The organism is Blattabacterium sp. (Periplaneta americana) str. BPLAN (assembly GCF_000093165.1).
Lineage (GTDB): Bacteria > Bacteroidota > Bacteroidia > Flavobacteriales > Blattabacteriaceae > Blattabacterium.
Window position 1 is genome coordinate 355286 of record NC_013418.2, and the last position, 26572, is coordinate 381857.

At 31.0% G+C, this 26572-nt stretch carries 19 protein-coding genes, 4 tRNA genes, 3 rRNA genes and 1 pseudogene; 14 read left to right on the top strand and 13 right to left on the bottom strand.

Features of this window, described 5'->3' with window-relative positions; genetic code table 11:
- Positions 1-48: 48 nt before the first annotated feature.
- Both rpsA and BPLAN_RS01670 read left to right on the top strand, forming a co-directional pair.
- On the top strand, positions 49-1869 hold the full coding sequence (gene rpsA, locus BPLAN_RS01665; protein WP_012821480.1) for a 30S ribosomal protein S1: 1821 nt from the start codon (positions 49-51) through the stop codon (positions 1867-1869).
- 5 nt (positions 1870-1874) lie between these two features.
- Positions 1875-3590: a ribonucleoside-diphosphate reductase subunit alpha gene (locus BPLAN_RS01670; protein WP_012821481.1), complete on the top strand. Its 1716-nt coding sequence runs from the start codon at positions 1875-1877 to the stop codon at positions 3588-3590.
- A 21-nt stretch (positions 3591-3611) separates the two neighbouring features.
- On the opposite strand, the gene rrf is transcribed toward BPLAN_RS01670, so the two are convergent.
- The 5 genes from rrf to BPLAN_RS01695 all read right to left on the bottom strand — a co-directional run bounded on the left by rrf (position 3612) and on the right by BPLAN_RS01695 (position 8473).
- A 5S ribosomal RNA gene (gene rrf / locus BPLAN_RS01675) occupies positions 3612-3722 on the bottom strand.
- 39 nt (positions 3723-3761) lie between these two features.
- Positions 3762-6657, bottom strand: a 23S ribosomal RNA gene (locus BPLAN_RS01680).
- 44 nt (positions 6658-6701) lie between these two features.
- Positions 6702-6775, bottom strand: a tRNA-Ala gene (locus tag BPLAN_RS01685).
- A gap of 9 nt (positions 6776-6784) precedes the next feature.
- Positions 6785-6858, bottom strand: a tRNA-Ile gene (locus tag BPLAN_RS01690).
- Between the two features lie 76 nt (positions 6859-6934).
- Positions 6935-8473, bottom strand: a 16S ribosomal RNA gene (locus tag BPLAN_RS01695).
- The 16S, 23S and 5S rRNA genes sit together here with 2 tRNA genes alongside, the layout of an rRNA operon.
- A gap of 231 nt (positions 8474-8704) precedes the next feature.
- Here BPLAN_RS01695 and queA point away from each other — a divergent pair.
- From queA to topA, 3 genes are read left to right on the top strand one after another with little or no spacing between them, the layout of a single operon-like run.
- Complete coding sequence (gene queA / locus BPLAN_RS01700) at positions 8705-9748, top strand: tRNA preQ1(34) S-adenosylmethionine ribosyltransferase-isomerase QueA (protein ID WP_012821482.1); 1044 nt, start codon at positions 8705-8707, stop codon at positions 9746-9748.
- 36 nt (positions 9749-9784) lie between these two features.
- On the top strand, positions 9785-10762 hold the full coding sequence (locus BPLAN_RS01705) for a polyprenyl synthetase family protein (RefSeq protein WP_012821483.1): 978 nt from the start codon (positions 9785-9787) through the stop codon (positions 10760-10762).
- Positions 10763-10772: 10 nt separating this feature from the next.
- On the top strand, positions 10773-12869 hold the full coding sequence (gene topA / locus BPLAN_RS01710; protein ID WP_012821484.1) for a type I DNA topoisomerase: 2097 nt from the start codon (positions 10773-10775) through the stop codon (positions 12867-12869).
- A gap of 6 nt (positions 12870-12875) precedes the next feature.
- Here the strand turns inward: topA and BPLAN_RS01715 are convergent, their stop codons facing one another.
- Positions 12876-13298, bottom strand: a complete 423-nt coding sequence (locus BPLAN_RS01715; RefSeq protein WP_012821485.1) for a hypothetical protein — start codon at positions 13296-13298, stop codon at positions 12876-12878.
- Positions 13299-13533: 235 nt separating this feature from the next.
- On the opposite strand from BPLAN_RS01715, the gene rsmI reads away from it, so the two are divergent.
- Positions 13534-14199, top strand: a complete 666-nt coding sequence (rsmI, locus tag BPLAN_RS01720) for a 16S rRNA (cytidine(1402)-2'-O)-methyltransferase (RefSeq protein WP_012821486.1) — start codon at positions 13534-13536, stop codon at positions 14197-14199.
- Here the strand turns inward: rsmI and BPLAN_RS01725 are convergent.
- Positions 14196-15188 (bottom strand): aspartate-semialdehyde dehydrogenase, encoded by a 993-nt coding sequence (locus BPLAN_RS01725; RefSeq protein ID WP_012821487.1) that lies wholly within the window; start codon positions 15186-15188, stop codon positions 14196-14198. The genes rsmI and BPLAN_RS01725 overlap by 4 nt on opposite strands.
- A 178-nt stretch (positions 15189-15366) precedes the next feature.
- On the opposite strand from BPLAN_RS01725, the gene gmk reads away from it, so the two are divergent.
- The gene (gene gmk, locus BPLAN_RS03200; protein ID WP_012821488.1) at positions 15367-15951 is read left to right on the top strand and encodes a guanylate kinase; all 585 of its coding nucleotides are present in this window, start codon (positions 15367-15369) and stop codon (positions 15949-15951) included.
- A gap of 70 nt (positions 15952-16021) precedes the next feature.
- Here gmk and BPLAN_RS01735 read toward each other — a convergent pair.
- Both BPLAN_RS01735 and BPLAN_RS01740 read right to left on the bottom strand, forming a co-directional pair.
- A tRNA-Asn gene (locus BPLAN_RS01735) sits at positions 16022-16095 on the bottom strand.
- 3 nt (positions 16096-16098) lie between these two features.
- A complete protein-coding gene (locus tag BPLAN_RS01740; RefSeq protein WP_012821489.1) occupies positions 16099-16536 on the bottom strand; it encodes an RpiB/LacA/LacB family sugar-phosphate isomerase in 438 nt (145 codons plus the stop codon).
- A gap of 102 nt (positions 16537-16638) precedes the next feature.
- Here BPLAN_RS01740 and pgk point away from each other — a divergent pair, with 102 nt between their 5' ends.
- From pgk to BPLAN_RS01760, 4 genes are all read left to right on the top strand, one after another.
- Entirely contained in the window at positions 16639-17847 is a 1209-nt protein-coding gene (gene pgk, locus BPLAN_RS01745) for a phosphoglycerate kinase (RefSeq protein WP_012821490.1), read from the top strand.
- A 65-nt stretch (positions 17848-17912) separates the two neighbouring features.
- Entirely contained in the window at positions 17913-18527 is a 615-nt protein-coding gene (locus tag BPLAN_RS01750; protein ID WP_012821491.1) for a superoxide dismutase, read from the top strand.
- 8 nt (positions 18528-18535) lie between these two features.
- Positions 18536-18889, top strand: coding sequence for a dihydroneopterin aldolase (folB, locus tag BPLAN_RS01755; RefSeq protein ID WP_012821492.1), 354 nt, complete (start codon positions 18536-18538; stop codon positions 18887-18889).
- Positions 18890-18897: 8 nt separating this feature from the next.
- Positions 18898-18968 (top strand) — tRNA-Cys (locus tag BPLAN_RS01760).
- A 54-nt stretch (positions 18969-19022) separates the two neighbouring features.
- On the opposite strand, the pseudogene BPLAN_RS03265 reads toward BPLAN_RS01760, so the two are convergent.
- Positions 19023-19253 (bottom strand): annotated as a pseudogene (locus BPLAN_RS03265) (hypothetical protein); the annotation flags it as partial.
- Positions 19254-19371: 118 nt separating this feature from the next.
- Here BPLAN_RS03265 and BPLAN_RS01765 point away from each other — a divergent pair.
- A complete protein-coding gene (locus BPLAN_RS01765; protein ID WP_012821493.1) occupies positions 19372-20154 on the top strand; it encodes a uroporphyrinogen-III synthase in 783 nt (260 codons plus the stop codon).
- Here BPLAN_RS01765 and glmS read toward each other — a convergent pair.
- The gene (gene glmS / locus BPLAN_RS01770; protein ID WP_012821494.1) at positions 20115-21968 is read right to left on the bottom strand and encodes a glutamine--fructose-6-phosphate transaminase (isomerizing); all 1854 of its coding nucleotides are present in this window, start codon (positions 21966-21968) and stop codon (positions 20115-20117) included. The two genes, BPLAN_RS01765 and glmS, sit on opposite strands and share 40 nt — an antisense overlap.
- A gap of 33 nt (positions 21969-22001) precedes the next feature.
- Entirely contained in the window at positions 22002-22817 is an 816-nt protein-coding gene (locus BPLAN_RS01775) for a glycogen/starch synthase (RefSeq protein ID WP_012821495.1), read from the bottom strand.
- A 177-nt stretch (positions 22818-22994) separates the two neighbouring features.
- On the opposite strand from BPLAN_RS01775, the gene rnr reads away from it, so the two are divergent.
- Positions 22995-24944 carry a ribonuclease R gene (gene rnr / locus BPLAN_RS01785; protein WP_012821496.1) on the top strand — a complete coding sequence of 650 codons (1950 nt, stop codon included), beginning with the start codon at positions 22995-22997 and terminating at the stop codon, positions 24942-24944.
- 18 nt (positions 24945-24962) lie between these two features.
- Here the strand turns inward: rnr and coaD are convergent, their stop codons facing one another.
- Positions 24963-25430, bottom strand: a complete 468-nt coding sequence (coaD, locus tag BPLAN_RS01790) for a pantetheine-phosphate adenylyltransferase (RefSeq protein WP_012821497.1) — start codon at positions 25428-25430, stop codon at positions 24963-24965.
- 78 nt (positions 25431-25508) lie between these two features.
- Here coaD and BPLAN_RS01795 point away from each other — a divergent pair, with 78 nt between their 5' ends.
- Positions 25509-26555 carry a regulatory iron-sulfur-containing complex subunit RicT gene (locus BPLAN_RS01795; protein WP_012821498.1) on the top strand — a complete coding sequence of 349 codons (1047 nt, stop codon included), beginning with the start codon at positions 25509-25511 and terminating at the stop codon, positions 26553-26555.
- Positions 26556-26572: the final 17 nt, after the last annotated feature.

A 26572-nucleotide genomic window follows, 5' to 3' on the forward strand; every position in this document is an offset into this window, starting at 1 on the left:
AGATAGCAGTAGTAGCAAGTTTCGATATTCTTACAAAAATTAAAATATATGTCTAATCAAACCGAAGAAATTAAAAAAGATACCCCACATTCATCTGGAAATAATGAAAATATAGGATTAAAGGATCAAAGAAAAAGTTTCGATTGGACGAAATACGAAACTCATTTGAACAGTGAGCAACAAGAAGAAAGAAAGAAATTTGAAAAAATCTATGCAGAAACTTTGCCAAAAATACAAGAACTAGAAATATATCAGGGAACTATCACACATATCACGGAAAAAAATCTGATTGTAGATATAGGATTTAAAGCGGAAGGAGCTATTCCTATTAGTGAGTTTCGAGAGAATTTTAATTTTAAAGTAGGAGAAAAAATGGAAGTTATGGTGGTAAAAATGGATTATAAGGGACAATGTATTCTTTCATATCAAAAAGCAAAAATTATGAGAAATTGGGAAAGAATCAATGAAGCACATGAGAAAGGAGAAGTGATATTAGGTTATGTAGCGGCTAGAACTAAAGGAGGTTTAATCATAGAAATTTTTGATATTGAATGTTTTTTACCAGGATCTCATATTAATGTAAAACCTGTTAGAGATTATGACACATATGTCGGAAAAACAATGGAAGTAAAAGTGGTCAAAATAAATCAAAAAACTAAAAACGTTGTGGTATCTCATAAAATATTGATAGAGAGAGATATAGAAGAACAAAGAAAGGAAATGATCTCTAAACTTGATAAAGGTCAGGTTCTAGAGGGAAAAATTAAAAATATTCTTCCTTATGGGGCTTTCGTAGATTTAGGAGGAGTAGATGCTTTATTACATATTACTGATATGAGTTGGCCTCACATCAATCATCCCACAGAAGTGGTTCAATTAGAACAAGAATTAAAATTTGTAGTTTTAGGTGTAGATAAGGATAAAAATAGAGTTCAACTAGGATTAAAACAATTGCAACCTCATCCTTGGAACTCTTTAGACAATAATTTAAAAGTAGGAAACAAAGTAAAAGGAAAAGTAAGCGTTTTAGCTGATTATGGAGCTTTCGTGGAAATTATCCCTGGGGTGGAAGCTTTATTACATATTAGTGAAATGTCTTGGTCTTATGATTTATCTTCCACACAAGACTTTGTGCAAATAGGAGATGAAATAGAAGCCGTTATATTGACTATAGACAGACAAGAACGAAAAATGTCTTTGAGTGTTAAACAATTGACTCCAGATCCTTGGATAGATATTCAAAATAAATACCCTATAGGATCAAAACATGTGGGAATTGTTCGTAAGTTTACTAATTTTGGAATTTCTTTGGAATTAGAAAAAGGAATATCTGGAATCATTTATGCGAATGATCTTTCATGGGGAAAAAAAATAAAACATCCTTCTGAATTTTGCAATATCAATGATAAATTAGAAGTAATAATTTTAGCTTTAGATCCTCAAACTAGAAGATTAAATTTAGGTCACAAACAAATTACTGAAAATCCATGGGAAAAATATGAAAAAATCTATTATGTAGGAAGTATTCATAATGGATTTATTGTCAATTTATTTGATAAGGGAGCTTCTGTTAAATTATTAAATGATCAAATAGAAGATTTTCAAGAAATAGAAGCATTTTCTCCATTGCGTTTCTTAGAAAAAAAAGATGGAAGTACTCTGAAAAAGGAAGAAAAAAGCAATTTTAAAGTGATTGAATTTAATAAAGAAACAAAAAAAATTGTAGTTTCTCATACTTCTATTTATCGTGAAAAAGATCAAAAGAAAGAAAAAACACGTGTAAGAAACAGAAAATTCGAGAGATCTACGCTTGGAGATATTGCTGGATTAGCAAAATTGAAAGAAAAAATAGAAAAGGAAAAGAAATAAAAAAAATGGAAACACACCCTATTGCAGAAAAGAAAGGATGGAAAGTAGGAAAAGATTTTCCTATATGGGCAAATAATGAACTGTATCTGACTACAATTAAAGGTGGATATTTATTAGATGGAGAAACTCCTTTTGAAGCATATAAAAGATTGTCTGAAAATGCGGCAAAAATTCTTAAAAAACCAAAAATAGAAAAGAAATTTTTTAATATTTTATGGAAAGGATGGCTTATCCCCTCTACTCCAGTTATGGTGAATCTTGGAACGGAAAAAGGATTACCTATTAGCTGTTTTTCCGGTCGTGTTGGAGATAGTATGTATGAAATATATAGGAAAAATTTGGAAATGGCTATTTTGAGCAAACATGGAGGAGGAACCTCTTATGATTTTAGTCTTATCAGATCCGTGGGAAGTCCTATAAAAAATGGAACATTAGGAACTTCTGATGGAATTATTCCTTTTGTGAAATCATATGATAGTGCTATTATTGCTAGTAAACAAGGGAGTACACGAAGAGGCGCAGTAGCTATTTACTTAAATATAGAACATCAAGAATATCCAGAATTTTTAAAAATAAGAGAACCTAAAGGAGATATTAATCGTCAATGTCACAATGTTCATCAAGGGGTCATCCTTTCTAATTCTTTCATGGAAAAAGTATTGAAGAAAAATGGAAAAGAAAGAAGTTTGTGGATAAATACCCTCAAAGAACGTGTAAAAACGGGAGAACCTTATTTATTCTTTAAAGACAATGCAAATAGAAATCTTCCAGAAAATTGGAAAAAAAACGGATTGAAAATACATCACAGCAATCTTTGCTCAGAAATAATGTTACCAACAGATGAGAGCCATACACTTGTATGTTGTCTCTCTTCTTTAAATTTATATAAATATGTGGAATGGAAAGATACTCAAACTGTATTTTATGCCATTTTGTTTCTTGATGCAGTTTTGCAAGAATTCATTAATAAAGGAAAAAACATTAAAGGAATAGAAGATGCTGTTCGTTTTGCAGAGAAAAGTAGAGCTTTAGGTTTAGGAGCTTTGGGATGGCATTCTTATCTACAATCTGAAATGATTCCCTTTATTTCTGTAAAATCTGAAATATTAACTCATGACATCTTTGGAAAGATTCGATCAGAATCTCAAAAAGCAACTCAATATTTAGCTAAGGAATATGGAGAGTCAGAATGGAACATAGGCACAGGAAGAAGAAATTTAACCTTAATGGCTATGGCTCCCAATAGGAGTTCCGCAAAATTGGCTGGAGGTCTATCTCAAGGTGTTGAACCCTTAGCAGCTAATATATATGTAGATGATGACGCAAAAGGTATGCATATTCGAAAAAATCCTTACTTAGAAAAAATTCTTATAAAAAGTGGATATAATTTACCAGAAGTATGGGAACAGATAGCCAATGAAAAAGGATCTTGTCTAGGATTAACAGGTCTTAGTGAAAAAGAAAAAAATGTATTTCTATGTTTCAAAGAAATAAATCAATTGGAATTAATCAAACAAGCTAGTATACGACAAAAATATATTGATCAAGGCCAAAGTATTAATCTTGCATTTCACCAAAATACTCCAGCTAAATTTATCAACAAAGTTCATTTAGAAGCCTGGAAAATAGGATTAAAAAGTCTTTACTATTATAGAAGTGAAAGCATTCTCCGTGCAGAGAACACGAAAAGCAGAGATCTCTATTCAGAATGTCTGTTGTAAAATGTCTGTTGTAAAAAGAAAAAAGGGCGGCGACTTACTCTCCCGGAATAACCAGTACCATCAGCGCTAACGTGTTTAACTTCTCTGTTCGGAATGGAAAAGAGGTGGATCCACATTGCTATAACCGCCCAAATTAAAAAAAACATAACATACAACATACAACAAGGAAAAAAATAAAAGCCTATGGGTAATTAGTACTACTCAGCTATGACATTACTGTCTTTACACTTGTAGCCTATCTACGTTGTGATCTTCAACGACCCTTAAAAGAAGCCTCATCTTGTGGTGAGTTTCGCACTTATATGCTTTCAGTGCTTATCTCTTCCGAACGTAGCTACTCAGCGATGCATCTGGCGACACAACTGATACACCAGAGGTTCGTCCAATTCGGTCCTCTCGTACTAGAATCAGCTCCACTCAAGCTTCTAACGCTCGCAATAGATAGAGACCGAACTGTCTCACGACGTTCTGAACCCAGCTCGCGTGCCACTTTAATGGGCGAACAGCCCAACCCTTGGGACCTTCTCCAGCCCCAGGATGTGACGAGCCGACATCGAGGTGCCGAACCTCCCCGTCGATGTGAGCTCTTGGGGGAGACTAGCCTGTTATCCCCGGAGTACCTTTTATCCTTTGAGCGATGGCCCTTCCATGCGGAACCACCGGATCACTATGCCCTACTTTCGTACCTGATCGACTTGTATGTCTCACAGTCAAGCACCCTTATGCCATTACACTCTACACACGATTACCAAACGTGTTGAGGGTACCTTTGGGAGCCTCCGTTACTTTTTTGGAGGCGACCACCCCAGTCAAACTACCCACCACGCAATGTCCTCAATATATTTGATTGAGTTAGATTTCAAATAAAAAAAGGGTGGTATTTCAAGGTTGACTCCATATTGCCTGACGACAACATTTCTAAGTCTCCCACCTATCCTACACATTTTTTAATCAAAATCAATACGAAGCTATAGTAAAGGTTCACAGGGTCTTTTCGTCCCATTGCGAGTAATCGGCATCTTCACCGATATTACAATTTCACCGAGCTCACGGCTGAGACAGTTTCCAGATCGTTACACCATTCGTGCAGGTCGGAACTTACCCGACAAGGAATTTCGCTACCTTAGGACCGTTATAGTTACGGCCGCCGTTTACTGGGGCTTCAGTCAAAAGCTTTGCCTAAGCTAACCCTTTTCTTTAACCTTCCAGTACTGGGCAGGTGTCAGACCCTATACATCATTTTTCAATTTAGCAGAGTCCTATGTTTTTGATAAACAGTCGCCTGGATCTTTTCACTGCGGCCTTCTTTATTAGGAAGGCAACCTTTCTCCCGAAGTTACAGGTTCATTTTGCCTAGTTCCTTAGCCGTGAATCACTCGAGCACCTTAGGATTCTCTCCTTAACTACCTGTGTCGGTTTTGGTACGGATCACTTTTATCTGAAGCTTAGAGGCTTTTCTTGGAAGCTCTTACCTGTACTATCCACTCTCCCGAAGGTTTGTGGTACTATCATAGATCAGCAAAACATACGGATTTTCCTGTATATTTTAATACCTAACTATTTCAACGTACACTTCCGTCCGTACGCGACAGTTTCATTTCTCCGTCCCCCCTATCGCAATAAAAGCAAGTACCGGAATATTAACCGGTTTTCCATCGACTACACCTTTCGATTACGTCTTAGGATCCGACTAACCCTCAGTTGATTAACATAGCTGAGGAAACCTTAGTTTTTCGGTGTGCGGTTTTCTCTCCCGCATTATCGTTACTTATACCTACATTTTCTTTTGTAATCACTCCACTAAATCTTACGATTTAGCTTCATTGTCATTACAATGCTCCCCTACCGATTTTTCAATCCCATAGTTTCGGCGATATATTTATGCCCGATTATTATCCATGCTCAATTACTCGACTAGTGAGCTGTTACGCACTCTTTAAATGAATAGCTGCTTCCAAGCTAACATCCTAGCTGTCTGTGTAACTGAACTTCGTTTGTTCAACTTAATATATACTTTGGGGCCTTAACTGATGATCTGGGTTGTTTCCCTCTTGGACATGGACCTTAGCACCCACGCCCTCACTACCGTGAAACATAATGACAGCATTCGGAGTTTGTCAGGAATTAGTAGGTGATGAAACCCCTTCATCCAATCAGTAGCTCTACCTCTGTCTTATTTTTAACACGATGCTGCACCTAAATGCATTTCGGGGAGTACGAGCTATCTCCGAGTTTGATTAGCCTTTCACCCCTACCCACAAGTCATCCGAAGACTTTTCAACGTCAACCGGTTCGGTCCTCCACTATGTGTTACCACAGCTTCAACCTGCTCATGGGTAGATCACTCGGTTTCGCGTCTAATTCTTCCGACTAAATGCCCTATTTAAGACTCGCTTTCGCTACGGCTCCATAGCTGAACTACTTAACCTTGCCGGAAAAATTAACTCGTAGGTTCATTATGCAAAAGGCACGTCGTTACCTTACTGAAAGGCTCCGACAGCTTGTAAGCGTATGGTTTCAGGATCTATTTCACCCTTCTATTCGAAGTACTTTTCACCTTTCCCTCACGGTACTAGTTCACTATCGGTCTCTGAGTAGTATTTAGCCTTACCGGATGGTCCCGGTTGATTCAGACAAGATTTCCCGTGTCCCGTCCTAATCAGGTTACTACTAAGGTAATTCTTTTATTTCACATACAGGATTTTCACCTTCTATGATTGATTTTTCCAAACCATTCTGCTATAAAAAAATATTCCTAATATTATGTAGACCTACAACCCCACTATGGCCGTAACCATAATGGTTTGGGCTATTCCGATTTCGCTCGCCACTACTAACGGAATCACTTTTGTTTTCTTTTCCTCTAGATACTTAGATGTTTCAGTTCTCTAGGTTTGCCTTACTTTAAAAAAAGTAATATCATATGATTAATATGATAGGTTTCCCTATTCGGAAATCTGCGGATCAATTTGTATGTGCCAATTCCCGCAGCTTATCGCAGCTTATCACGTCCTTCATCGCCTCTCAGAGCCAAGGCATCCACCATACGCCCTTATTTAGCTTTTTTTTTCCTATCTATGTAGTATGTATGTTATGTTAAAGAACTTTAAATGGAGAATATCGGAGTCGAACCGATGACCTCCTGCGTGCAAAACAGGCGCTCTATCCAACTGAGCTAATCCCCCTCCCCTATATAGTCTCGCGCGGAATTGAACCGCGGACCTCTACATTATCAGTGTAGCGCTCTAACCATCTGAGCTACGAGACTGATATCAAAATCAATCTCTATATCAATATAAAAAACTTCTAGCCCAATTCTTCAAATTTTTTCAATAAACTCTAAAAAAAGAGATGTTCCAGCCGCACCTTCCGGTACGGCTACCTTGTTACGACTTAGCCCCAGTTATCGATTTTACCTTAAGCAGTTCCTTTTACGGTCACCGATTTCAGGTCCCCCCGACTTCCATGGCTTGACGGGCGGTGTGTACAAGGCCCGGGAACGTATTCACCGCATCATGGCTGATATGCGATTACTAGCGATTCCAACTTCATAGAGTCGAGTTGCAGACTCCAATCCGAACTGAGATCGGCTTTTAGAGATTAGCTTCTGATTACCCAGTAGCAAGACCCTTTGTACCGACCATTGTAGCACGTGTGTAGCCCAAGGCATAAGAGCCGTGATGATTTGACGTCATCCCCACCTTCCTCTCGACTTACGTCGGCAGTCTTGTTAGAGTCCCCGACTTTACTCGCTGGCAACTAACAACAAGGGTTGCGCTCGTTGAGGGACTTAACCCAACACCTCACGGCACGAGCTGACGACAACCATGCAGCATCTTGTACTCCGTCCGAAGACTAAACTATTTCTAGCTTATTCGCAGCACATTTAAACCTTGGTAAGGTTCCTCGCGTATCATCGAATTAAACCACATGCTCCACCGCTTGTGCGGGCCCCCGTCAATTCCTTTGAGTTTCAGCCTTGCGACCGTACTCCCCAGGTGGATCACTTATCACTTTCGCTTAGCCGCTGAATACAAAATCCAACAACTAGTGATCATCGTTTACGGCGTGGACTACCAGGGTATCTAATCCTGTTTGCTCCCCACGCTTTCGTGCCTCAGCGTCAGTATAGACTTAGTAACCTGCTTTCGCGATCGGTGTTCTGTGTGATATCTAAGCATTTCACCGCTACACCACACATTCCAGCTACTCCAATCTCACTCCAGCTTATCAGTATCAATAGCCATTTTAACAGTTAAGCTGCAACATTTCACTACTGACTTAATAAACCGCCTACGCACCCTTTAAACCCAATAAATCCGGATAACGCTTGTGTCCTCCGTATTACCGCGGCTGCTGGCACGGAGTTTGCCGACACTTATTCGTATAGTACCTTCATGATTCTTATCTCGTAAGAATTTTTATTCCTATACAAAAGCAGTTTACAACCCATAGGGCCTTCTTCCTGCACGCGGCGTGGCTGGTTCAGAGTTTCCTCCATTGACCAATATTCCTCACTGCTGCCTCCCGTAGGAGTCTGGTCCGTATCTCAGTACCAGTGTGGGGGATCACCCTCTCAGGCCCCCTACCGATCATTGTCTTTGTAGGCTTTTACCCTACCAACTAACTAATCAGACGCACGCCTATCTTTTGCCGCATATCTGCTTTAATAATATTATCATGCAATAATACTATGTTATAGAATATTAATCCAAGTTTCCTCAGGCTATTTTCTAGCAAAAGGTAAGTTACGTACGTGTTACGCACCCGTTCGCCGGTCGCCATCGAAATCTAAAAATATAGACCTCATGTTGCCCCTCGACTTGCATGTGTTAAGCCCGCCGCTAGCGTTCATCCTGAGCCAGGATCAAACTCTCCGTTGTAATAAAATAAATCAAAATACGCAAAAATTTCATTAAAAAATCCTTAGAATCAGGCTTAGAAGCTCCTTATTCTACATGACAAAGAACAACTTAAAAAGTTTATTAAAAAAACTTTTTAGTATACACAAATGTATATATATTTTTTTTGTTAAAAAAAAAATAATCTAACTTTTATCCAAAAAAATCTATAATATTAATTTTTCTAAACCAACTCTTTGCTAATCTAAATATATGAGAACTTCAGATTTCGATTTCGGTCTTCCATTAGACCTTTTAGCTAATCAACCTACTGAGGAAAGAGATGAATCTAGGTTAATGATTATAAATAGAAAAAGTAATGGTATTAAACATGAAATTTTTAAAGATTTGCATCAATATTTCGAAGAAGGTGATACTATCATTTTTAATAACACAAAAGTATTTCCTGCAAGACTATTCGGAAACAAAGAAAAAACAGAAGCAAAAATAGAAGTTTTTTTACTTAGAGAATTAGACCCAATAGATAGAACTTGGGACGTTTTAGTTGATCCAGCAAGAAAAGTTAGAGTAGGAAACAAATTAAACTTTGGATATGGATTGACAGGAGAAGTTATAGATAATACAACTTCTAGAGGAAGGATATTACAACTTCATTTCAGTGGAACACATAAAGAACTTATAAAAAAAATTAAAGAATTAGGAAAAACTCCTTTGCCGAAATACATTAAAAGATTGCCGGATAAAAATGATGAAGAAAGATATCAAACCATTTATGCAAAAGAAGAAGGATCCGTAGCCGCTCCTACAGCAGGATTGCATTTTTCAAAACATTTATTAAAAAAATTAGAAATAAAAGGAATAAACTTAGTAGAAATAACTTTACATCTTGGATTAGGAAGTTTCTTACCCGTGGAAGTAGAAGATATATCTAAACATAAAATGGATTCTGAAAAATGTTTCATAAAAAAAGAAACATGTGATATTGTTAATAAAAGTATTCAACAAAAAAAACGTATATGTGCTGTAGGAACTTCATCCATGCGTGCTATAGAAAGTTCTGTATCTCCCAACAAATATTTAAATCCTTTTTATGGATGGACCAATAAATTCATTTTTCCCCCTTACAATTTTAGCATAGCCAACTCTATGATTACAAATTTTCACATGCCAAAATCGACTTTATTAATGATGACAGTGGCATTTACTGGATATGATCTTCTTATGAAAGCATATAAGATAGCTACAAAAGAAAAATACAGATTTTATTCCTACGGAGATTCCATGTTGATTTTGTAAATATTATAATTTTTTACAAAAAAAGGTCAAAATATTATGAAGAAAATACTTGAGAAAGTTAAAGGATCTATAAATGAAGAAATGAAAATTTTTGAAAAACAATTTAATGCCATTATAAAAAGTGATGTACCTCTTATAAATAAAATAACACATTATATTGTTCATAGAAAAGGAAAACAAATTCGACCTATGTTTGTCTTTTTAATTGCAAAAATGCTAGGAACTATTCAAAAAAAAACCTATCATACAGCCTCTTTAATAGAATTGATACATACTGCTACTCTCGTTCATGATGATGTTATCGATAATAGTTATCTTCGTCGTGGTTCTTTTTCCATAAATGCTATATGGAAAAATAAAATAGCTGTTTTGGTAGGAGATTACCTACTTTCTAAAAGTCTTTTATTAGCTACAGAAAATAATTATCATGATCTTCTGAAAATTATTTGTAGAACAATTAAAGATATGAGTGAAGGGGAATTGTTACAAATGGAAAAATCTAAAAAACTTGATATCACTGAAAAAATTTATAATCAAATTATTTATCATAAGACTGCAAGTTTAATTGCAGCTTCTTGTGAAGGGGGAGCTCGTTCAGTAAATGCCAATGAAGATATCGCATTAAAAATGCGAAAATTTGGAGGATTAACGGGGATTGCTTTTCAAATAAAAGATGATTTATTTGATTATAATGAGTCTAATGAAAATTTAACAGGAAAACCTATTGGAATTGATTTTAGAGAAAAAAAAATGACCCTTCCACTTATTTATGCAATTCAAAAAGCATCCCAGAATGATCAAAAATGGATATTAAATTCTATAAAAAATTATGATGAAAAAAAAAGACATCAGATTATTGCTTATGTGAAAAAATATGGAGGCATAGAATATGCAATACAGAAAATGATAAGAATACGTAATAATGCATTAAAAATATTAGATTCTTATCCAGATAGTACAATCAAGAAGTCTTTAAAAACAATGGTAAATTTTATTGTTGAAAGAAATATCTAATAGAAAAAACATGAAAAAAAACTTAGTAATTGTTGAATCTCCTACTAAAGCTAATACCATACAACTATTTCTTGGAAAAGAATTTTATGTAGTTCCAAGTTACGGACACATAATAGATCTTCCAGAAAAAAAAATAGGAATCGATATAAATAAAGATTTTCAGCCAAATTATGCAATTCTTCCCAAGAAAAGAAAAATAGTTCAGAATTTAAAAACATTAATAAAAGATTTCAATCTAATTTGGTTAGCTTCCGATGAAGATCGTGAAGGAGAAGCCATTGCTTATCAAATCTATAGAATTCTAAACATTCCTTCTGAAAAATTTAGAAGAATAGTCTTTCATGAGATTACAAAAAAAGCTATTCTACATGCCATCAAAAATCCTAGATTAATTAATCATAATTTAGTTTATGCACAACAAGCAAGACGAATTTTAGATAGATTAGTGGGATTTCAATTATCTCCTATTTTATGGAAAAAAATTAACGCCGGACTTTCTGCGGGAAGGGTCCAATCCGCAGCACTTAGACTTATAGTAGAAAGAGAACAAAATATTCAAAATTTTATCCCAATTTCTGGGTATCAAATATTTGGAATTTTCACCAATAAAAATAAAATAACTCTGAATGCAAAGTTGGAAAAAAAAATAGAAGGGGAAAAAAAAATGAAAAACATTTTGCAAGCATGTGTTGATTCTTCTTTTTTCATTAAAAAAATTGTTACTAAACAAGAAAAAAAAACTCCACCACCTCCATTCACAACTTCTTCTTTGCAACAAGAAGCTTGTAAAAAATTAAATTTTTCTATATCAAAAACTATGTTTTTGGCACAGAAATTATATGAAAAAGGATACATTACATATATGCGTACAGATAGTACTAATTTATCTAAAGATGTTTTGTCAGAAATAAAAAACTATATTCTATCTTCATACGGAAAATCGTATTTATCTCCAAAAGAGTTTTCATCTAAAAAAAAATTTTCTCAAGAAGCTCATGAAGCTATTCACCCCACCAATATAGAAAAAAATTCTTTGGAAGATTTAGATACATCTCAAAAAATTCTTTATAAACTCATATGGGAAAGAACTCTAATAGGACAGATGACGGATGCAAATATTGAAAAAAAAATTTTTTATATTCAATCTTCAAACTTTGAGATTCCTTTTGTCTTTACCGAAAAAACTATCATATTTGATGGGTTTATGAAAATCCATGGAAAGGAGGATTTTAAAAAAAAAGAAACAAATTTATCAGAAATTAAAAAAGGAACTCTTTTACAAAAAAAAGTAATTACAGCAAAACAAGTTTTTACAAAACATTTACCTAGATACAATGAAGCTTCTTTAGTAAAAAATTTAGAAAAACTAGGAATAGGTAGGCCTTCTACTTATGTTCCCATCATTTCTACTATCCAAAAAAGAAACTATGTAAACCTGCAAAAATCTATTAATAAGAAAGAATATCGCGAGTCTTTCATTCTTAAAAAGAATATAATCATTGAAAAAAAAGATGAAATTACAGAGATAGAAAAAAATAAATTTATCCCAACCGAAATAGGTGTTTTAACTACTAATTTTTTGAAAAAGAATTTCCATGAAATTGTCGATTATGATTTCACAGCAAATTTAGAAAAAGAATTTGATAACATAGCTAAAGGAGAAGTTTCTTGGAAAAGAATTATAAAAAATTTTTATGATAGATTTCATGAAAAAATAGAACACGTTGAAAAAAACGTAAAAAAGTTCATAAAAAACGTTTTTTTGGGCATAGATCCAATATCTAAAAAAAAAATTTTTTCCCAAGTAGCCAGATTTGGACCTATTGTTCAAATGGGAGAATTTAAAGATAAAGAAAAACCTAAATTTTCTCCATTGCTCATCAATCAAAAAATTGATACAATCTCCTTAGAAACTGCATTAAAACTTCTAGAATTGCCCAAAATTTTAGGGATTTTCGAAGAAGAAGAAGTCTTATTAAAAGTAAATAAATATAATGTCTATATTAGACATAAAAATAAATCCATTCCAATTGAAGAAAAAATTTTTTTTAATTCCTTTCATTTAAAAGATGCTATTGATGTGATCAAAAAAAATAGAAAAAAATAAGAGTTTTTAACTATCAAAATATCTTTGATTTAAATATGTAGTAGGATATGCTTGATCATGTCCTGTTCTTTTCACGTGGTCTAAATACTTAGGAATATAGGACAAAGCTTTTATTCTATCAGATAAAGACATTCTATCCCACAAATTCTCCGCCATCTTTTTTTTTCCTACTTTATATTTATAATCTGTCCAAAAACGATTAAAAGATAAGTCTACAGGAATTTCTTCTATGGAAAACGCTGCTTTTGCATTTTTCATTTTATTTATAATAGATTCGTTATAAGGTAAATATTTTCCTATCCATACATAATGTGATAAAGAAAGTTTTTCTGGAAACACGACTTCTCTCAAAAAACCATTTAAATCATACTTAAATATGATCTCTCCAGATACCAAAGGACTTCTAAATATATATTGTTTACCTTTCATTCCTTTTTTTTATTTCACCATCATTGTATTAATTCTTAAAAATACCATGAACAACTATCATAAAAAAATTTTTATATACATAATGATAATGAAATATCAATCTGAAATATGCTTAAATACAATAATGATTTATTAAAAAAATATATAATAGAAAAACTATAAGGAAAGTTATAGATTTTTCCTAGATGAAAAATCTATCATTATAAGATCTTTTTTTCATATATTATGAAATAAAATGCTGTATATAATTCCTACTCCTATAGGAAATAGAGAAGATTTAACTTTTAGAAGTTTGCGTATATTAAATGAGGTAGATCTTATTTTAGCAGAAAATAAGAAAATTTCTAAAAGATTATTAAATTTTTATAACATTAAGACTCACATAAAAACTTATCATGCATATAACGAACATAAAATGATTCCTTCTATTTTGGAAAAAATAAAAAAAGGAAAAAAATTAGCATTAATTTCCAATGCAGGAACTCCAAGCATATCCGATCCAGGATTCCTACTTATTAAATCCTGTATTAAAGCTTCTATTTCCATAGAATGTTTACCTGGACCAACAGCCCTTATCCCAGCTGTAGTAATTTCTGGATTTCCTATTAATGAATTTACTTTTGTTGGTTTTTTACCCAAAAAAAAAAGGAAAATACAATTGAGTAATTTGTCAAAAGAAAATAGAACGATCATTTTATATGAATCTCCTCATAGATTATTACGAACATTAAACGACTTAAAAGATTTTTTTGGATTAAAAAGAAACATTGTTATCTGTAAAGAAATATCTAAGATGTTTCAGGAAACCTTAAGAGGAAATATTGAAGACCTAATTTTATATTATAAAAAGATAAAGAAAGTATTGGGAGAATATGTCATAATCATAGAGAGAGAGCTCTAAATATATTTTTTTTCAATTAAAGATTCCACTATTTGTATTGCATTTGTAGCTGCTCCTTTACGTAAATTATCTGCAACAATCCAAAAATTTAGAGAATTTGAACAAGAAAAATCTTTACGAATACGCCCAACAAATACTTCATCTTTTCCATGAGCCAACAATGGCATTGGATAAATATTTTTTTTCGGATTATCTTGAACTACAATTCCTTTTTTTTTAGAAAAAATTTCATAAATATGATTAATATTAGGCTCTCTTTTAAACGTTACATTTACACTTTCTGAATGTCCACCTATAACAGGAACACGTACGGCCGTAGCTGTTATAGCTATGTTCTGATCATTCATGATTTTTTTTGTTTCTCTCATTAGCTTGATTTCTTCTACGGTATAACCATTTTCTCCAAAGGAATCACAATGTGGTAATACATTTTGATAAATAGGATATGGATATATTTTTTCATAAGTCATTAATGATTTTTTTTCACTATTTAATTGATCTACAGCTTTTTTTCCTGTACCTGTCACGGATTGATAGGTAGAAACAATAACACGATTTATTCCATATTCCAAATGCAAAGGATGTAAAATCATAACTAGTTGTATTGTAGAACAATTTGGATTAGCTATGATCTTATCTTTTTTAGATAAAGAAGATATATTAATTTCAGGAACAATTAATTTTTTATCAGAATCCATTCTCCATGCAGAAGAATTATCTATTACGGTAGTGCCTATTTTGATAAACTTAGGAGCCCATTCTTTAGAAATAGAAGATCCAGCCGAAAATAAAACAACATCAGGATTCTTTAAAATCAAATCTTGAATTCCAATTATTTGATATTTTTTTTTTCGAAAAAAAAATTCTTTTCCTATTGATTTTTCGGAAGCGGATAGATACAATTCTTTTACTGGAAGATTTCTATTTTCTAAAACTTCCATCATTACACGTCCTACCATTCCTGTGACACCTACTATTCCTAATTTCATAACTTGTTAAATTTATTCTCCGAGTTTCTTTCTATACACTAATATTAATTTATTACTTAGGCCATATTAAGAAAAAATGATCAAAGTATGAACAAAGTTAGGAAATAATAACGAAGAAATGAAAATAAGTTATAATATTCTTATTTTTTAAATATCCTGATAGTTTATTAATGAAAAGATGAAAAAAGGAAAGATGATTATTTTATCAGGTCCTTCAGGATCTGGAAAAACGACTATTTCAAAGCATTTACTTTCAAAAATTACAGAATTAAAATTTTCTGTTTCATGCACTACGCGTCCTATAAGAAATAAAGAAAAACATGGAATAGACTATTATTTTATTTCTACGAAAAAATTTATTTCTAAAATAAAAAAATATCAGTTTGCAGAATGGGAAGAAGTTTATCCAAAACTATTTTATGGAACCTTAAAAAGCGAGATATCTAAAACATGGAACGAAAATAAACATATTTTATTTGATGTAGATGTGAAAGGAGGATTACATTTAAAAAAACTATATCCAGATAATTCTCTATCTATATTTGTTCTGGTTCATTCTATAGAAATCTTAAAAGAAAGATTATTGAAAAGAAATTACGAAAATTTTTCTAAGATAAAAACACGTTTAGAGAAAGCTAGCATAGAATGGAGATATGCAAATTTATTTGATGTAACATTACTAAACATAAATTTGTATCAAACAAAAAAAAAAGCTCTAAATCTAGTATCAGATTTTATTTATAATCGGGATGACTGGACTTGAACCAGAGATCACACGTCCCCTAGACGTGTACTCTATACCAAACGGAGTTAAATCCTTACACCCCAAAGAGCTCCTCAGGCTGGATTCGAACCAGCGACACCCTGATTAACAGTCAGGTGCTCTAACCAACTGAGCTACTGAGGATTTTCATTTTATTGGAATTTTTTCTATCCTTCTTTTATGTCTTCCACCTTCAAAGTCCGTTTTCAAAAACATTTCTACTATTTCCAAAACCTCTTTTTCATTTTTTACAAAACGCGCAGGCAAACTTAACACATTAGCATTATTGTGTTTCCTCGCTAAGAATGCTACTTCTTTATTCCACACTAATGCCGCACGTATTTTTTGATATTTATTAGCAGTCATAGCAGCTCCATTTCCGCTTCCACAAATAATAATTCCAAAATCCATCTCCCCTTTGTCTACTGATTCAACTGTAGGATGAATGAAATCTGGATAATCAACTTTTTTTCCATAGCTAGAAAAACCAAAATCCCTTATATGATAACCGTTTTTAACTAAAAACTTAATTATCAAATGTTTACAATCTATTCCTGTATGATCAGATCCTATTGCTATTTTCATTCATTTAATATGTAAGAAACATAAAAATACATTAAAATTTCATAATTAAAATCTATTTATTTTTGTATATTTCATAATTTTTAACATTTCAATGTTGTTATGATGGAGAATATAAAAACCGTAAGTGATTTCAATTTTAAAAATAAAATAGCTTTAGTAAGAGTAGATTTCAATGTTCCTGTTAATAATCAATCCTCTCAAATTATCGATGATACACGCATTCTATATAGTCTTCCTACTATTCAAAAAATAATTTCTGATTCCGGAAAAGTGGTTCTTATTTCTCATTTTGGAAGACCAAAAGGAAAATGTTCAAAAATTTATTCCTTAAGATTCATCATTTCTTATTTATCCAAAAAATTAAAAACCCCTATAAAATTTTCGGAGAATTGTATAGGAGAAGTAGTAGAAAAAAAAATTTCTGAATTAAAAAATGGAGAAGTTTTACTATTAGAAAATATTCGTTTCTACAAAGAGGAAGAGGAGGGAAATGAAAATTTTGCTTTTCAATTATCCAAACTTGGAGATATTTATGTAAACGATGCTTTTGGAGTTTCTCATCGTACACATGCTTCCATTACCATAGTTCCTAAATTTTTTAGAGGAAAAAAATGCATAGGATTTCTTATGAAAAAAGAAATTCAATTTTTAGAAAAAGTTTTAGGAAAAGGAATAGCCCCCATTACAATCTTATTAGGAGGAGCAAAAATTTCTTCTAAAATAGCTATCATAGAAAATCTAATTAACTTGGTAGATTATTTATTGATAGGAGGGGCAATGTCTTATCCTTTCATTAAAGCCCAAGGAGGAAAAGTGGGAGATTCCCTTGTAGATGAATATAAAGATCTTAAAGTATTGCAAAAAATTATTGAACAATATCAAAAACAAAAGAAAACAAAAATTTTCTTTCCAAAAGATGTGATTATCGCCGATTCTTTTAAAAACTCTGCCAAGACTAAAATCGTTTCTATTCATTCTATCCCTAATGGTTGGATGGGATTGGATATAGGTCCTGCATCCATAAAACATTTTTGCAAAATCATAAATACTTCTCGTACAATTCTTTGGAATGGACCATTAGGAGTTTTTGAATTTAAAAATTTTTCTTCAGGAACTACTTCCATAGCAAAAGCCATCGTGATAGCTACTGAAAATGGAGCTTTTTCTTTAGTGGGAGGTGGAGATTCTATTGCTGCATTAAAAATGAAAAAATATGAAACTAAAATTAGTTATTTATCTACTGGTGGGGGGGCAATGTTAGAAAGTCTAAAAAGTAAAATACTTCCTGGAATAAAAGCAATAATTTCATAGTTTTTCTTGTATTTTTAATTTTAATTATATTTGTTCATTACACATTATATTAAACAATAATGAATATGTCATTCAAACTTCCAAAATTATCTTATTCTTATAAGGACCTAGAACCTTATATAGATCAAAAAACTATGGAAATCCATTATACAAAACATCATGCAGGGTATACTAATAATTTAAATAAAGCTATTGAAGGAACAGATCTTACACATCTTTCTATAGAAGAAATCCTACGAAGATCTAATATTGAAAAGCCAATAATACGTAATAATGGTGGAGGTTTTTATAATCATAATTTGTTTTGGGAAATATTAATTCCTCATTTAGATTATACTCATCCAAGCAAATATCTAAAAAACGCCATTGAAAAAAATTTTAAGTCTTTTGACGCTTTTAAAGAAAAATTTACCTCTATTGCTATGAATCGTTTTGGTTCTGGATGGACTTGGTTATGTGTAAAAGAAAAAAGGTTAACTATTTGTTCTACAGCTAATCAAGATAATCCTGTTATGCTAGGAATAGGTTGCGAAGGAGTTCCAATATTAGGATTAGATGTTTGGGAACATGCCTATTATCTTCAATATCAAAACCGTCGTGCTGATTATATCTCTTCTTTTTGGAATATTATTAACTGGAAAAAAGTAGAAGAAAATTACAAAAAATCCATAGAAGAATAGAATGGAGAATGGGGAAAATTCTTGTTGAAAATATCAGATTATTTGGATTTCACGGATGCATGCCAGAAGAAGCCACTTTAGGGTCATATTATACGGTAAATATAGAAATTGAATTAGATCTTTATAAAGCTTCAATCAGTGATGATCTATCAAAAACTATTGACTATGTACATTTATATCGCATTGTAAAAGAAGAAATGGCTATTAATTCAAAATTATTAGAACATTTAGCTCAAAGAATTATTCAAAGAATCAAAAAATATAGAATAGATTTGGTAAAATCAACAAGAATAAAAATTTGCAAAGAAAACCCTCCTCTACAAAGCCGTGTGGATAGAGTTTGCATTGTTTTAGATGGATGATCAATTAAGGCACTGTGGCCGATTGGAAAGGCAGAGGTCTGCAAAACCTTTTATAGCGGTTCGATTCCGCTCTGTGCCTCTTTAATAGATTCTCTCGCACTTTCCTTAAAATATTAATATGATTTTCTATTTTCTTTGTATAAAAAAAATAATTGTACAAAAAATCCTTCTCTGTAATATTATATTTTTTATATATTTTCCTCTCTCTCTCTTTACAAAACGGACCATCCCAAGGAGAAAATAAATTATTCAAAAGAAGTTCCGTTATCAGACTTACCATCTTTTTATGAGGAATAATAAGACTAATGGGAATACTTTTTTCTGAAAAAATAAAAAAAAACAGTAATAGAATTATTTTTTTCATTTGCAATGATATTTTCTATTTGTTCATTATCAACTATTATGTTAACTTATCCTAACTTTTTTGTACATTTGCAAATTTGAATCTTTATTCTTGTGATTTTTCAATAATAAATGATATAATGAAGATCAATAATATTCTCGTTTCACAAGCATTTACAAGTTCAAATTCTCCCTATATGGAGCTCAGCAAAAATGAAAATGTAAAAATAGATTTTAGATCTTTCATAGAAGTAAAAGGAGCATCATCTTCTGATGTAAGAAAACAGAAAATAAACTTTTCTGATTTTACTGTAGTTCTTTTTATAAGTAAAAAATCCATAGATCATTATTTTAGATTGGCAGAATCAATGCGTTTCAAAGTTCCTATTTCTATGAAGTATGTTTGTCAAACAGCAGCCATAGCCTACTACTTACAAAAATATATAGTGTACAGAAAAAGAAAAATACACATTGGGAAAAAATCCTTTCAAGACATTCTTCCTTACATTAAAAAACATTCAAAAGAAAAATTTCTCTTACCCTCTTCAGATATATTAAAACCAGAAATCCCAAAAATGCTGAAAAAACTCAATATTTTTTGGAAAAGAGCTATTTTATACAAAACTACTTCTAGCGATTTATCTGATTTGAAAAATGCTTATTATGATATTTTAGTTTTCTTTAGCCCAGCATGTATAAAATCTTTATTTGAAAACTTTCCTAATTTTGATCAAAACAACATAAAAATCGCAACCTTTGGTAAAAACACTTTAGATGCAGCTTACAAAGCCGGATTAAAAATAGAAATAAAAGTTCCAACTCCAAAATATCCTTCCATGGCTAAAGCTTTAGAAAAATACATACAGGAACATCGTTATAAAAATTATTCCACTGTGACAGATTTAGCCAAATTTCTTGGCTGATCTACATTTTCTCCACGTATAAAAGCTATCTGATAAGCCAATAATTGAAGAGGAATCACCGTGACTAATGGACTAAGTTCTTCAGATATTTCTGGAACATGTATTACATGATCTGCTAACATACTTACTTGGATATCGCCTTCATTAACTATTGCTATTATTTTTCCTTTCCTTGCTTTAATTTCCTCAATATTTCCTATAATCTTATCATAACATCCTTTTTTTGTAGCTATAATTATAACAGGCATCTTTTCATCTATTAAAGCAATAGGTCCATGTTTCATCTCTGCAGCAGGATAACCTTCAGCATGAATATAGGAAATTTCTTTCAATTTTAAAGCTCCTTCTAAAGCTACTGGAAAATTAATTCCTCTACCTAAATAAAGAAAGTTATTTACATCATAAAATATTTTAGATATTTTTTTTATAGTTTCATCCATTTTTAATGTCCTGCTCACTTTGTCTGGAATAGATCCCAGTTCTTGACATAAATTTTTGTAACGAGTATCTGTAATCGCTGATCTATGTTTTCCTATTTTCAAAGCTAGCAAAACAAGAACAGTGATTTGTGCTGTAAAAGCTTTTGTAGAAGCCACTCCTATTTCAGGTCCTGCATGTGTATAAGCTCCTGCGTCTACATTTCTTGCTATAGATGATCCAACTACATTACAAATTCCAAAAACAAAAGCTCCTTTTTTCTTAGCTAATTTTAAAGCAGCTATAGTATCTGCGGTTTCTCCAGATTGGGAAATAACGATAACAATATCCCTTTTTTTTATAATAGGATTCCTATATCTAAATTCAGAAGCATATTCTACTTCTACTGGAACATGAGCTAATTCTTCTAATAAGTACTCTCCAATTAAACTAGCATGCCATGAAGTTCCACAAGCTACTATAGTTATACATCTAGCATTAATAAATACGTCCTTATTAGATTCAATTCCATCAATACAAATAACTCCCCCATCTGCAATTAACAATCTACCACGTAAAGTATCTAAAATCGTTTTTGGTTGTTCATAAATTTCTTTTAACATAAAATATTTGTATTCCCCTTTTTCAATCTCTTGAAGATTAATTTGAAGTTCTTTAATAATTGGATTAAGTTTATGATTATCTATAATCTTACGAAGATCTAATTCTTTATCTTTTCTAAGAATAGCCATTTCACCATCTTTCAAATAAAGAGCATTTTTAGTATAATCAATAAATGGAATAGGATCAGAAGCAATAAAAAACTCCCTTTCATTTATTCCCAATGCTAGAGGACTTCCTAATTTCGCAATAACAATCCTTTCTGGATTAGATTTTTCTACTATAGCTATAGAATATGCTCCAATCACCTCATTCAGAGAAACTCGTACAGCCTCTTCCAAAGATAATTTATTTTTTTTTTGAATATATTCAATCAAGTTTACTAAAACTTCTGTATCTGTTTTACTTTTAAAAGTAAAACCATTTTTCAATAAAATTATTTTAATTGCATGATAATTTTCTATAATTCCATTGTGAATTAAAATAAGTTCATTAGAATTGGAAACATGAGGATGAGCGTTAATATCATCCGGAATTCCATGTGTTGCCCATCTAGTATGTCCTATTCCAGTTGTTCCTTTTATTTGAATTTTACAAGAAGAAATTTTTTTCTCTAATTCATCAACTTTTCCTTTAGTTTTGTATAGATTATATCCATTTTCATAAAAAATAGCTATTCCAGAACTATCGTACCCACGATATTCCAATTTTTTTAACCCATTAATAAGAATCGGATATGCTTCTCTATATCCCAAATAACCAATTATACCACACATTCTAACTGATAAAATTAGAATTTTTTTTTAAAATTAATCTGTTTCTAAAACAGTTTCTTTATAAAATTGTTGATAAACGGTTTCTATTTTTTCTACAGGATAATATTTTAATACTAATAATTTATTTTCATCTATGTAGTCTTCTATTTCTTTAGGAAAAGAAAGATCTCCTTTAATTATGGCATCGGAAAAAAACATACATAATTTTATCAGATTAAAATAATTTGGATTTTCTAACAATTTTAATTTTTTAGATTTAATTCCATCAAATTTTACTTTTTTAATAATATCCTTGTTAATAGTTCCTTTAAAAGGATTATTATAAATAGAAGCCACTATTTTCGTATTCTGGTAGACAGGATCATTTTTGTAAAAATTCTTAATATATAGAGGAATAAAAGAACTAATCCAACCATATATATGAATAATATCTGGTTTCCAATTCAATTTTTTAACAGCTTCCAAAACTCCTTTTGTAAAAAAAAGGGCTCTTTCATCATTGTCATGAAAAAATATTCCATTTTCATCTTCATATATAGCTTTTCTTTTAAAATATTCTTCATTATCTATAAAATAAACTTGCAGCCTTGCATCAGGAATAGATGCTACCTTAATTAATAAAGGTTGATCCATTTCATTAATAATTAAATTCATTCCTGACAAACGAATGACTTCATGCAATTGATGTCTTCGTTCATTTATGACTCCAAAACGGGGCATAAATATACGTACATCGTTTCCTATAGACTGCATAAACTTGGTAGCCTTTAAAACTGACAAAGAAATAGGATTCTCTGAAGAGAAAGGAAATAAATCTGAAGAAACATATAATAGACGTTTACCTGTCATCTTAGTAGAGCAATTTTTTTATGTTTTGATATATGTATAGTAAAAAAACGGATCATTGCAAAGATAATAAATAATATCCAATGCATAACTGAAAATGAAAAATGTATAATATTTATTTTTTCCAAATTACTTGTAGATTGTAGATTTTTAAATGTTAATTGACATGTTTTTTTTATCATGAAATTAGAAAAGAAAATCAAGAAATTTGCAGGATTATCTAATAATAGTTTAGCTATTGGATTTATTAATATTACTAGTTATGGATATGCTTTTGTAAATATAAAAGGATTTCCTAAAGACATTTTTATTCCTAAAAAGAAAACGAATAGAGCTATAGAAGGAGACTTGGTCCAAGTAAGATTTAAAAATCGTAAATCAGGAAAAAAAATAGAAGGAGAAGTCATAAAAATTCTGAAAAGAAAAAGAAAGAATTTTATTGGAATATTAAAAATGAAATCTCAATATGGATTAGTTATAGTACACAACAATACTATTCACGTGGATATATTGATTCCAATAAACGAATTCAAGGGATATCAACATAATGAAAAAGTATTGGTAGAAATCGTAAAATGGCCAAAAAATTCCAAAAATCCTTTAGGAAAAATAATTAAAGGATTTGGAGTATCTGGAGAATATAAAACAGAAATTTTTTCTCTATTGTCTGAATATGGAATATCCTATGAATTTCCTAAAGAAGTAGAGAAAGAAGCGAAAGAAATAGTACTGAAAAAAAATTCTGATCTAAATATGAGAAGAGATATGCGGAATATTAATACTTTCACTATAGATCCTCTTGATGCAAAAGATATAGATGACGCACTTTCCATTAGAAAATTAAATTCTAATACTTGGGAAATTGGAATTCATATAGCCGATGTCTCTCATTATGTAAAAGAAGGAAGTTTCTTGGATAAAGAAGCATATACACGTGCTAATTCTATTTATTTTGTAGGAAAAGTTATTCCTATGCTTCCAAAAATATTATCCAATGATCTTTGTTCTTTACACCCTGAAAAAGATAAACTAAGTTTTTCTTCCATTTTTAATATGAATAATCAAGGAAAAATTTTAAAAAGTTGGTTTGGAAAAACTATTATACGATCAAATAGAAGATTTACATATGAAGAAGTGCAAAAAATCATAGAAAGAAAAAAAGGAGATTATCACGAAGATATTTCTACACTACTCTTTTTTTCTAAAATTTTAACCAAAAATAGACTAAAAAATGGAGCAATTTCTATAGAAAAAGTAGAAATAAAGTTTCATTTAGATAAAAAAAATAATCCTACTAGATTATACTTAGAAAAAAGTAATGAAGCTCATCGTTTAATAGAAGAATTTATGCTATTAGCTAATAGAAAAATTTCAGAATTTTTCAGCTTAAATTTAGATGGAAAACCTTCTAATAGAACCTATATTTACAGAGTCCATGATGAACCAGATTTTCAAAAAATTTTCGTTTTAAAAAAAATCATAGAACCTTTAGGTTATTTTTTAGATCTAAAAAATATAAAAACATCTATTAATCATTTATTAAAAAGTATTCAAGGAAAATCAGAACAAAATATGATCGAAAATTTAATTCTTCGAACCATGAGCAAGGCTAAATATTCTACAAAAAATATAGGACACTATGGATTATCTTTTATTTATTACACCCATTTTACTTCTCCTATTAGGAGATACTCAGATATCATAGCGCATCGTTTATTAAATTACTATTTAACAAAAAAGAATAATAAATTGAAATCCATAGAATTTTATGAAGAACAATCTAAGCATTGCAGTGAAAAAGAACGTTTAGCAATAGATGCAGAAAGAGAATTTTTAAAATATTTACAGGTTAAATATATAAAAAAATACCTAGGAAAAGAATTTGAGGGAATTATTACAGGATTTACCGAATGGAGTGTTTATATTGATTTGCTCGTATTCCAAACAGAAGGAATGATCCGATTGCGTGATATTCAAGAAGATTTCTACACTTTACATTCCAATAATTACAGTATAATTGGTAGAAAAAAAAGAAGAGTTTACTATTTAGGAGATAGAATTAAAGTAAAATTGATTGACGCGAATATAGAAAAAAAACAAATCACTCTTGGTTGGATAAAGAAAGAGTGATAGATCCATATCCATTAATTAAATTCTTACATAAGGAGGAACAAAAATAGTGTAATCCCCGCCATTTTTCATAATTTCTCTTACAATTCTAGAACTTATATAAGATTTTCCGTAAGAAGAAAGAATAAAAACGGTTTCGATACAATTTCTTTTCTCTAATTCTTTATTAGCATAAAAAACTTTTCTTTCAAATTCAAAATCTAATTGGTCTCTTAGACCTCTCAATATAAATTGAGCCTTCTTTTTTCTACAAAAAGAGATAGTCATTCCTTGAAATAAATCTATTTCTATTTTAGAAAATCCTAAAAAGGTTTTTTGGATCCATTCCTTTCTCCTGTTAATAGAAAACATATTGTTTTTTTCTGAATTTTTCCCAATAGCTATAACAATTTTATCAAACAAATTTAAAGATCTCACAATAACATCATAGTGTCCTAAAGTTATTGGATCAAAAGAACCAGGAAATACTGCTATTCTCTTATTCATATTTATAAATATAAATTTTTATCAAAAAATAAGAAGCAGAATAAAAGTTTTATTTTTGTTTTTTAAATCATTAAAATAATGGAAAAATTATGTTCAGGTTGCTTAAAAAATGAATGTACTAATAATAGAAATAATATGTTTCAAAAAAAACAATGTGTCAAAAAACTGCATGTAGTAGATTGGTTATCTAATATTAAACCTCCTTTTTTATTAGATAATTGTGATCTTGTAGAAGTCCAATTTAAAAATGATAGAAAAGAATTTTTCCGTAATACAGAAAAAATAAACCTTTGTAAAGGTGATTTTGTAACTGTAGAATCGAAATCTATTGGATATGACATCGGAACAGTAACTCTAACTGGAGAATTGGTAAAGTTACAAATACGTAACAAAAACAGCCCGTTGAATTTATCAAGGATAAGAAAAATATACAAAAAATCCACAGAAAAAGAGATAAAAATATGGAATTTTTATAAAAAAAAAGAATTGAAAGGTCTTTTAAAAGCTAAAAAAATTGCAAAGCATTTAAATCTATCCATGAAAATTTGTGATGTGGAATATCAAGGAGATGGAGAGAAAGCTACTTTTTATTATACTGCTGAAGATAGAATTGATTTTAGAAAGTTGATTAAAGAATTAGCTTTAACTTTTCGCATACGTATAGAAATGCGTCAGATAGGATACAGACAAGAAGCCGCAAAAATTGGAGGAATAGGTTCTTGCGGTCGTGAACTTTGTTGTTCCACATGGTTAAAAAATTTTAAAAGTGTCACGACTAATTCGGCTAGATATCAACAATTATCTATAAATATAGAAAAATTAACTGGACAATGTAGTAAATTAAAATGTTGTCTAAATTATGAATTAGATGCTTATTTATCAGCTATAAAAAATTTTCCAGATTTTAACTGTAAAATACACACAGAAAAAGGGATAGCACAATGTATGAAAATTGATGTGTTTAAACAAACAATGTGGTTCTCTTACATTAAAAATCCAAATACTTGGTTTAGAATAGAAATAAAAAAAATCAAAGAAATTCTGGAAAATAATAAAATTTCTCCTCCTCTAGAGAAATTATCAACAATTGACGTGATTCAAAAAACAGAATTAACATTCAAATAACAGATGTTTAGAATATT